Source organism: Nitrosomonas sp. (genome assembly GCF_043753625.1).
GTDB lineage: Bacteria > Pseudomonadota > Gammaproteobacteria > Burkholderiales > Nitrosomonadaceae > Nitrosomonas.
The window spans coordinates 1-8,980 of record NZ_JAYUWI010000151.1; the positions used below are offsets into that span (position 1 = coordinate 1).

Here is an 8,980-nt window from a genome sequence, read left to right on the forward strand (position 1 = left end):
AAGGGTATGGCTGTTCGCCATTTAAAGTGGTACGTGAGCTGGGTTTAAAACGTCGTGAGACAGTTTGGTCCCTATCTGCCGTGGGCGTTGGAAGTTTGAGTGGACCTGCTCCTAGTACGAGAGGACCGGAGTGGACGCACCTCTGGTGTACCGGTTATGACGCCAGTCGTATCGCCGGGTAGCTATGTGCGGAAGAGATAACCGCTGAAAGCATCTAAGCGGGAAACTCTCCTCAAGATGAGACTTCCCGAGGGTTTAACCCTCCTAAAGGTTCGTCGAAGACTACGACGTTGATAGGTCGGGTGTGGAAGCATAGCAATATGTTAAGCTAACCGATACTAATTGACCGTGAGGCTTGATCCTATAACTTTAAGAATTTAAAATATTTTAAAGTTATGTGTCGATATTATCTAATCTAATTTACTTTTTCCAATAATGGATGTTGTTAGTATAATGATATTCATTGCCAAGTTTCGCTTGGCGGCAATAGCACTTTGGACCCACCTCTTCCCATCCCGAACAGAACCGTGAAACGAAGCTGCGCCGATGATAGTGTGCATTCGCATGTGAAAGTAGGTTACCGCTAGGCACTCTATAGAAGCCCTTCGTCAAAAGATGAAGGGCTTTTTTTTTAATATTTCTTTCTGAAGAATCCCTTACGATAGTTTAAGTAATAGGAATATGACTGAGGATTCTAAAGTTACTAACGGACTAATTGTAAATAGCACAGTAATCAATATTATAGTCATCTATAGAGATATTTTATCCAATTTCCAATTTGTGAGTGTGAACTATGAATGAGTCAGAAGTTAAGAAAGAAGATTGGGAAAAAAATCTACTAGAAAATCTTGCATTTGCAGCTTTACGTGAGCAACGGCGCACACGTAACTGGGGAATCTTTTTTAAAATACTCATTTTTCTCTATCTTTTTATACTATTGTTCTTTGCACTAGGCTGGATTGATGATGGAAAAGTGCGAATATCAGAAAAGCATTCTGCGCTTATTGATTTACGCGGAGTTATTGTCTCTGATGGTAATAGCAGCGCTGATAAAATAAACGGCAGTCTCCAATCTGCTTTTCGAGACAAAAATACAAAAGGAGTCATATTGCGAATAAATAGCCCGGGAGGAAGCCCAGTTCAAGCGGGTTATATCAATGATGAAATTCGTCGTTTGCGTGTTAAATATCCTGACATACCTCTGTATGCGGTGGTGGGAGATATTTGTGCTTCTGGTGGTTATTATGTTGCTGCAGCTGCAGATAAAATTTTTGTTGATAAAGCGAGCCTAGTTGGCTCAATTGGTGTGTTGATGGATGGTTTTGGCTTTACAGGAACTTTAGAGAAATTAGGCGTGGAGAGACGTTTACTTACTTCTGGTGAAAATAAAGGTTTCCTGGATCCTTTTACGCCTCTGGATCCTGCTCAAAAGGCGCATGCAACAACATTATTACGTGAAATACATGAACAGTTTATTCAGGTAGTTAAGCAGGGAAGGGGTGAACGTTTAAAAAACGCACCGGAAATATTTAGTGGCATAGTGTGGACCGGGCAAAGAAGTATCGATTTGGGGTTAGCTGATGAAATGGGCAATGCAGAGTATGTGGCACGAGAGATCATAGAAGCTGAGGCATTAGTCGATTTTACACCCCATGAAGGTTTATCCGATTTGTTTACAAAACGATTTAGCCAAATAATACTTGGTATTATATCTGAAAATGTATGGTCTTTTAGATAACAGTGAATTCTGTCTAATATTATGCATGGCAAAATAGTTAAACGTTAAATTGAGATATACTTGAATGCAAAAAAATGTTTCTATCGTTTCATAAAGTTATCTATCTAATATTTCAGTGAGTGTACGCGATGCCCCAATTTGCCATTCAGGAAGAGTTAAATCTAAAGTATTCTCTAGCTTGCGAGTATTTAAACGCGAGTTAAGGGGGCGTTTTGCAGGCAATGGATAATCATCACTTTTTAACGGTTGCAGTGCAGTAGATGGAGTTTTAAGTGGAATATTTGCTTCCTCAGCATGCTTTAAAATGAATTTGGCAAAATCAAACCAAGATATACATCCTCTTGCAACTAAGTGATATAAACCAGATATATCGGGATTGTATTTTAATGTAAGTATTGCGTAAGCAGTGACATCAGCAATTAATTCTGCACCTGTAGGTGATCCAATTTGATCATTGACAATGGCTAATTTATCCCGCTGCTGCGCTAGGCGAAGCATTGTTTTAATGAAATTATTTCCATAAGTAGCATAAACCCAGCTGGTACGAAATATTAAATGTGCACAGCCAGATGACTGGATATTTCTTTCACCTGCCAACTTAGTTTCACCATAAATATTAAGCGGATCTGTAGGATCTGTTTCAAGATATGGTTGGTCACCCGTGCCGTTAAAAACATAATCCGTCGAATAATGGATTAACCGGGCATTCAGTTGTTTGGCTTCTTGTGCCAGTACGCTAGGCGCCTCTGCGTTAAGAATTTGAGCCAGTTCTGGTTCTTTTTCAGCATTGTCGACAGCAGTATAAGCTGCTGCATTAACAATAATATCTGGCGCAATTTGCCGTACGGTCTGTTTGATGCCCGCAAGATTAGTTAGGTCACCACAAAAATTTTCGCTTGTCGAATTTAATGTGATTAATTCGCCTACGGGAATCAAACTCCGCTGCAGCTCCCATCCTACTTGACCTTTTCCACCGAATAGCAATATTTTCATTACAGTAACTCGGCATAGTTTTTTTCTATCCACTCGCGGTAAGCGCCAGTTTGAATATCAGCTATCCATTTTTGATTATTTAGATACCACTGAATAGTTTTACGAATTCCCGTCTCAAACGTTTCTACTGGTTTCCAGTTTAACTCACGTTCAATTTTCATTGCATTAATTGCGTAACGGCGATCGTGCCCAGGCCGATCCTTGACGTAAATAATTAATTTATGAAAGGCCGAGCCTGGAAATGAATCTTCTAATAAAGTACAAATTGTTTGAACGATCTCAATATTCGGTTTCTCATTCCAACCGCCAATATTATAAGTTTCTCCTACGATACCAGCTTCTAGTACACGGCGAATTGCGGAGCAGTGATCAGTGACAAATAACCAGTCGCGAATTTGCTGGCCATCTCCATATACTGGTAAGGATTTTCCTGCTAGAGCATTAGCAATCACTAAAGGAATTAATTTCTCTGGAAACTGAAAGGGACCATAATTATTCGAGCAGTTTGTGGTCAGTATGGGTAAGCCGTACGTGTGATGATAGGCGCGAACTAAGTGATCACTGGAAGCTTTGCTCGCTGAGTAGGGGCTGTTGGGTTCATAACGATGGCCTTCGGTAAAAGCAGGCTCATTCCGAGTCAATGAACCATACACTTCATCGGTTGAAACATGGAGAAAGCGGAAATTTTGTTTAGCCATGGATTCAAGCTCATTCCAATAAGCATGTACGGCTTCCAATAAGCGAAATGTTCCCAGAATATTAGTTTGAATAAAATCTTCTGGACCTTGGATCGAGCGATCGACATGACTTTCTGCAGCCAAGTTAATTATTGCTCGGGGTTGGTACTGAACCAGGATTTGTGAAATCAGTTTGGTATTTCCAATATCTCCTTGTACAAAGATATGCCGGGGATCCTTAGATAAGGAAATCAAATTTTGTAAATTACCGGCGTAAGTTAATTTATCAAGATTTACAATTTTTTCATCAGATTGTGCCAACCAATCCAAAACAAAATTACTTCCAATAAATCCTGCACCCCCTGTGATTAGAATCATGCTGTTTTCCTAAAATATAAATCGGTTGTGGTGATATCTTTATAAATGCCAAGCATAGCTCGATTTTTATTATTTACTCGGGATCCCAGTTGGGTAAAATTCCTATTTCATCAGAATGTACTTGAAATTCACAGTCGATGCCGATTCCCGGCACCCATATCAGTTTCTCACCACAAAATAATAAGGGCATAGCGATACGCTCCCACGGTGGGATAGCTGATTCCTGTAATAGGTTTTTTAAGCTTCTTCGAGGGCGATTACAAGCGGGTGTAAAACGTTCGCCGCCACTACGCGAACGCACTGTGACCGGGGCATTTAATATTTTTTGTTGGCTAATACCTTGATTTTTGACTTGAGTAAAACGGATGGTGCCGCGTAAATGTTGGAGTGCCAAATACGTTTCTCCATGCCATACACATTGCTTGGGTTTTTGAGGAGGTGTTTTTCCGGGTAACATGTAAATGGCACCTTTATAACAACGAATTTCAGTATCACCCAAACTGATATGGAATTGATTATCCATGCCTATCGACAAAAGTTGATTCAGAATGCTTTCTATTTTAGCTGTACTGGGAAGGGTTATATCGTGCTGTAACAAAGTGTAGCGTAGAAGATTTTTTGCGCGTGGAAAACTCAGTTTGCGTAGACTTTCAACTTGAAGTTTCCCCGAAGAAAGACAACGCGTGCTATCGATTTTAGCTAATTCATCCAACAGAAATGAAGCTTCAGACAAGTGACGGCTGGTACGTAACAGTGTTTTGGGATAATTCGGGTATCGTGTTCTTAATATGGGTAGAATCTCATGGCGCAGAAAATTTCTATTGAAAGTGATACTGTCATTACTTTCATCGTTTATCCAGTTTAATTTGTTTTGCCGTGCGTAGGCTTCAATTCGATTACGAGAAACTTCTAACAGTGGCCGGAGTATCTGTGGGGCGGCATCAGAAGCTTGTTTTCTAACAAATGGCATCGCACTCAATCCTTTAACGCCTGCACCACGAAATAATTGTAATAATAATGTTTCAGCCTGATCGTCCAGATGCTGCGCCAATACTACATAATCTGCTTGTATATGACCGAATATGCGATAACGTTCTTCCCGGGCGATGGCTTCAAGACTGATGCCGGCTTCTTTTTTGATCTGTAGATACGCGATGTAGATAGAAATGCCGGAGCTGTGGCAGAGATTGCAGCAAAACCTGCTCCAGAGCGTCGCGTTGCTGCTGATGCCATGATTAACATGCACAGCAGAAAGTGTGAATTGCAATTGCTTGGACAACGTAGCCAGTACATGCAGTAATACAACGGAATCGATACCGCCGCTCAAAGCAATGGTTAAGTGATTGCCCTGTTTAATATGTGCAAGTAGTACTTCTTCGGTATCACATAGAAGGCTATCCGACTTTGATTTCCTTAAATGAGCCATATGTCATAAGCCGATCTAGGCGTTTTTCCAGAAGTGTTTCGATAGAATGATCCTGAAGTTTGCGGAGTGATTCCTGTAAAACAGTTTTTACCGATTGCATGATTGCTGGGTAATCACGATGCGCACCACCGATTGGTTCAGCAATGATACTGTCGATTAGATTCATTGTTTTCAGTCGTTCAGCAGTAATACCCATAATTTCTGCAGCTTCAGGTGCTTTGTCCGCACTTTTCCATAGGATAGATGCGCAACCCTCCGGTGATATCACTGAGTAGGTGGCATATTGCAACATGTGGATGACATCACCGACAGCTACTGCTAAGGCGCCGCCAGAGCCGCCTTCTCCAATAATTACGCAGATTACGGGAACTCTTAATTCCGCCAGAACATAAAGATTCTTACCGATAGCTTCCGACTGACCGCGCTCTTCTGCATCAATGCCGGGATATGCACCCGGCGTATCGATAAAAGTAACGAGTGGAATAGAAAACTTCTCGGCCAGGCGCATTAATCGAAGTGCTTTACGATAACCTTCCGGTTTTGGCATCCCAAAATTGCGATAGATCTTCTCCCGGGTGTCGCGCCCTTTCTGGTGGCCAATCACCATAATGGTCTGACCGTTAAATCGTGCTAAACCGCCAACAATTGCATGGTCATCGGAAAAATTCCGGTCACCGTGCAGTTCTTCAAAATCTGTAAATAAATGTTCTATGTAATCGAGCGTATAGGGGCGTTGCGGATGCCGGGCAACTTGTGAGACTTGCCAGGGTGTCAGTTTTGCATAAACATTTTTCGTGAGAGATTGGCTTTTTGCCTGTAAACGCACAATTTCAGCTGAGATATCCAGTGCGGAATCGTCTTGTGCAAAGCGTAATTCTTCTATTTTTGATTCAAATTCTGCAATATTTTGCTCAAATTCCAGAAAAGTGATTTTCATGTGGACTAAGATATAATCTTAAAACCGTGATGATACAGGATTTATAGATAAATCTGCATGGCGGAATTAATCAAACTAATGTCAATTTTGGGTAAGCATCTCAAATGCTGGATAAAACTTGCTTGAGTTTCTATGTAATGAAGCTATCTGGCTGCATGAGTTTATAAGGGATTTTTTATGAAACGACGCACCTTTCTCCAAGGATGTAGTGTAATGACCGCATTGCCTGTTTTTTCATTATTACTATCAACACAAGTAGTTGCAAATCGTATCAATCAGACTGTGATCGAGCCACTCAACAAACCACATAAAGCATGGCGCGGATTGGTGTCAGCAGCGGCTTATAGGGTTTTATTTGAAGAACATACCGAGGAACCCGGTAGTAGTGAATTAAATTATGAGCAGCGGGAAGGAGTTTTTATTTGTGCTGCCTGTTATTTACCATTGTTTGAAAGTCAGTATAAATATGAAAGTGGGAGCGGGTGGCCGAGCTTCACCCAGCCTATTCCGGGGAATATTGGTACTAAGCGAGACTTCCAACTAATTTTTTTGCGGACCGAGTATCACTGCGCACGATGCGGGGGGCATCAGGGGCATGTTTTTAAAGATGGCCCGCCACCCAGAGGCGAGCGTTGGTGCAATAATGGACTAGCGTTAAAGTTTGTACTGAAAACAGACAAACTACCGGTACTCAGAGGTTAAATCTATGTGGAAATGGATTCATCAACAGAATTTTATGATTGTGTTATTGCTGTTTGTATTGATATTGAATGCCTGCCGACAGATGGGTGAACCAGTAGCAGCGTCAGCGACTTCGCAAATACCGGAGGAATATTTAGAGACAGCAATCTTTTCCGGCGGTTGTTTTTGGTGTACTGAATCTGATTTTGACAAAATACAGGGTATTGTTTCGACTACATCAGGTTATATTGGCGGTACCGTGGTAAATCCAACTTATGATCAAGTAGTTGCTGGCAAAACCGGGCATGTTGAAGCCGTGAAAATTCTCTTTAATAATACAAAAATTAGTTTTTCCAAATTACTAGCTGCCTATTGGCTAACGATAGATCCGTTGACAACCAATCAACAGTTTTGCGATGTGGGTTCACAGTATCGCAGTGCAATTTTTTACCGTGATTCTGATCAAAAACAACTGGCAGAAAACTCAAAGAAGGCACTGGAAGCTTCCGGGCGATTTAATCAGCCGATTGTCACGGAGATTCTACCGGCGACAGAATTTTACCACGCAGAAGAATATCATCAGGATTATTACATTAAGAATCCACTGCGGTATGCATATTATCGAAATAACTGCGGACGGGATAAACGGTTAGAAGAATTGTGGGGAATTAAACATTAATAAAATAAAGATGATTTCTTTGGGAGGAATTACGCCTAAAGATTTTTTACGTGATTATTGGCAACAGCGGCCTCTGCTGGTAAGGAATGCATTGCCCGGTTTTGGTGGATTATTAACATGCGATGAGCTGACGGAACTGGCGTGTCATGAAGATGCGCAATCCCGCCTTGTTATCCAAAGAAATGGTAAGTGGCATCTTAAACATGGTCCACTCAGCAGCAATGATTTGGCAAAGTTGCCTAAAAAGCAATGGACACTGCTAGTACAAGATGTGAATCATTTTCTACCTTCAGCGCGTGATTTATTGTCAAAATTCCGCTTTATTCCACATGCCCGCTTGGATGATCTAATGGTGAGCTATGCACCGAAGGGTGGTGGAATCGGGCCACATTTTGATTCCTATGATGTGTTCTTATTACAAGGAATGGGGTCTCGACGTTGGCAGATATCTGCGCAGCAGGATGATCGATTCATAGCTGATGCTCCGCTTAGAATACTGAAAAATTTCCTACCAGAGCAAGAGTGGGTGCTTAAGCCGGGTGATATGCTTTACTTGCCGCCTAAATATGCGCATAACGGGATTGCTGAAGATGATTGTATGACATATTCCATTGGCTTCCGCGCCCCTAGTCACGATGAATTGATGGCACAATTTCTTGTTTATCTACAAGATAGGGTCGAAACGGAAGGCTGGTATTCTGATCCTGGATTACAATTGCAATCTCATCCATCAAAGATCAGTGTGGCAATGCAATCCCAGGTGAATTCGATATTGAAGAAAATTCACTGGAATCGCGATGATATCGAAAATTTTCTGGGTATCTATCTTTCGGAGCCTAAATCACATGTTTTTTTTGAGCAACCGATGGAACCTCTGACACCACATTTGTTTCTGCAACAGATTAAGAAAAAGGGAGTTCAGCTTGGCTTAAAAAGTAGAATGTTAAGTAGTCACAATAAGTTCTTTATCAATGGTGATGTCTATAGCGTGGGTAGCAATGCATTCAAAACGTTGCTTGAGCTTGCTGACGACCAGGAATTTTCCCCATCTTCTCATATTGACGAAGAGACGGCGAATATCCTTTATCAATGGTATGTTAGTGGTTATATTGTAAGTAAAAATTAGGGAGTATAAAACCTTCAATAGTCGGATATCTTATAAATTTTCTTGAATTTTTCTGGACAGTATTATTTTATTCTGGTATTAAGGTTATGGTCTTTCTGATTTGAATGGCCGATGAGCTGTTTTACATAACTTAATTTTCGTCAAATTTATTTTTGAATATAGGAGATTTAGAATATGAAATACTCTCTATTAATTGCTGTTCTTTTAGCTTCATTTCTAGTCGGATGCGGTGAGCCAAAGCCAGGTCAATATCCTCCAAGCTTCATGGATGATCGTGAGAGCGCACCTAAGTAATGAGGTATCGGTCGATTCTTAAATATTAAGAATTTTTCTAACTTCATAAAA

General features: G+C 41.0%; 8 protein-coding genes and 2 rRNA genes. 6 read left to right on the top strand and 4 right to left on the bottom strand.

Translation table 11 applies throughout. The features are described from left to right. The 3 genes from ACH10T_RS12665 to ACH10T_RS12675 form a co-directional block, all read left to right on the top strand. Nucleotides 1-363, top strand: a 23S ribosomal RNA gene (locus tag ACH10T_RS12665); the annotation flags it as partial. 113 nt (nt 364-476) lie between these two features. Further along, nucleotides 477-589: ribosomal RNA gene (gene rrf, locus ACH10T_RS12670) — 5S ribosomal RNA — on the top strand. A gap of 204 nt (nt 590-793) precedes the next feature. Further along, nucleotides 794-1,738 carry a S49 family peptidase gene (locus ACH10T_RS12675; protein ID WP_394809626.1) on the top strand — a complete coding sequence of 315 codons (945 nt, stop codon included), beginning with the start codon at nt 794-796 and terminating at the stop codon, nt 1,736-1,738. A 96-nt stretch (nt 1,739-1,834) separates the two neighbouring features. Here the strand turns inward: ACH10T_RS12675 and rfbD are convergent, their stop codons facing one another. From rfbD to ACH10T_RS12695, 4 genes are all read right to left on the bottom strand, one after another. Continuing rightward, nucleotides 1,835-2,731 (bottom strand): dTDP-4-dehydrorhamnose reductase, encoded by an 897-nt coding sequence (gene rfbD, locus ACH10T_RS12680; RefSeq protein WP_394809627.1) that lies wholly within the window; start codon nt 2,729-2,731, stop codon nt 1,835-1,837. Next, complete coding sequence (gene rfbB / locus ACH10T_RS12685) at nt 2,731-3,786, bottom strand: dTDP-glucose 4,6-dehydratase (protein ID WP_394809628.1); 1,056 nt, start codon at nt 3,784-3,786, stop codon at nt 2,731-2,733. The genes rfbD and rfbB overlap by 1 nt, the downstream gene beginning before the upstream one ends. Before the next feature lie 73 nt (nt 3,787-3,859). Beyond that, complete coding sequence (gene tilS, locus ACH10T_RS12690) at nt 3,860-5,212, bottom strand: tRNA lysidine(34) synthetase TilS (RefSeq protein ID WP_394809629.1); 1,353 nt, start codon at nt 5,210-5,212, stop codon at nt 3,860-3,862. Then, nucleotides 5,181-6,149, bottom strand: a complete 969-nt coding sequence (locus ACH10T_RS12695) for an acetyl-CoA carboxylase carboxyltransferase subunit alpha (protein ID WP_394809630.1) — start codon at nt 6,147-6,149, stop codon at nt 5,181-5,183. Before ACH10T_RS12695 ends, tilS begins: the two co-directional genes overlap by 32 nt. A gap of 177 nt (nt 6,150-6,326) precedes the next feature. On the opposite strand from ACH10T_RS12695, the gene msrB reads away from it, so the two are divergent. From msrB to ACH10T_RS12710, 3 genes are read left to right on the top strand one after another with little or no spacing between them, the layout of a single operon-like run. Beyond that, nucleotides 6,327-6,851, top strand: a complete 525-nt coding sequence (gene msrB, locus ACH10T_RS12700; protein ID WP_394809631.1) for a peptide-methionine (R)-S-oxide reductase MsrB — start codon at nt 6,327-6,329, stop codon at nt 6,849-6,851. A gap of 4 nt (nt 6,852-6,855) precedes the next feature. Then, nucleotides 6,856-7,509 carry a peptide-methionine (S)-S-oxide reductase MsrA gene (gene msrA / locus ACH10T_RS12705; protein WP_394809632.1) on the top strand — a complete coding sequence of 218 codons (654 nt, stop codon included), beginning with the start codon at nt 6,856-6,858 and terminating at the stop codon, nt 7,507-7,509. A gap of 10 nt (nt 7,510-7,519) precedes the next feature. Beyond that, nucleotides 7,520-8,635, top strand: a complete 1,116-nt coding sequence (locus tag ACH10T_RS12710) for a JmjC domain-containing protein (protein WP_394809633.1) — start codon at nt 7,520-7,522, stop codon at nt 8,633-8,635. Nucleotides 8,636-8,980: the final 345 nt, after the last annotated feature.

Excerpts from the sequence above, each read along its gene's own strand:
- ACH10T_RS12675 (WP_394809626.1), top strand. The coding sequence starts at position 794 with ATGAATGAGTCAGAAGTTAAGAAAGAAGATTGGGAAAAAAATCTACTA.
- rfbD (WP_394809627.1), bottom strand. The coding sequence starts at position 2,731 with ATGAAAATATTGCTATTCGGTGGAAAAGGTCAAGTAGGATGGGAGCTG.
- rfbB (WP_394809628.1), bottom strand. The coding sequence starts at position 3,786 with ATGATTCTAATCACAGGGGGTGCAGGATTTATTGGAAGTAATTTTGTT.
- tilS (WP_394809629.1), bottom strand. The coding sequence starts at position 5,212 with ATGGCTCATTTAAGGAAATCAAAGTCGGATAGCCTTCTATGTGATACC.
- ACH10T_RS12695 (WP_394809630.1), bottom strand. The coding sequence starts at position 6,149 with ATGAAAATCACTTTTCTGGAATTTGAGCAAAATATTGCAGAATTTGAA.
- msrB (WP_394809631.1), top strand. The coding sequence starts at position 6,327 with ATGAAACGACGCACCTTTCTCCAAGGATGTAGTGTAATGACCGCATTG.
- msrA (WP_394809632.1), top strand. The coding sequence starts at position 6,856 with ATGTGGAAATGGATTCATCAACAGAATTTTATGATTGTGTTATTGCTG.
- ACH10T_RS12710 (WP_394809633.1), top strand. The coding sequence starts at position 7,520 with ATGATTTCTTTGGGAGGAATTACGCCTAAAGATTTTTTACGTGATTAT.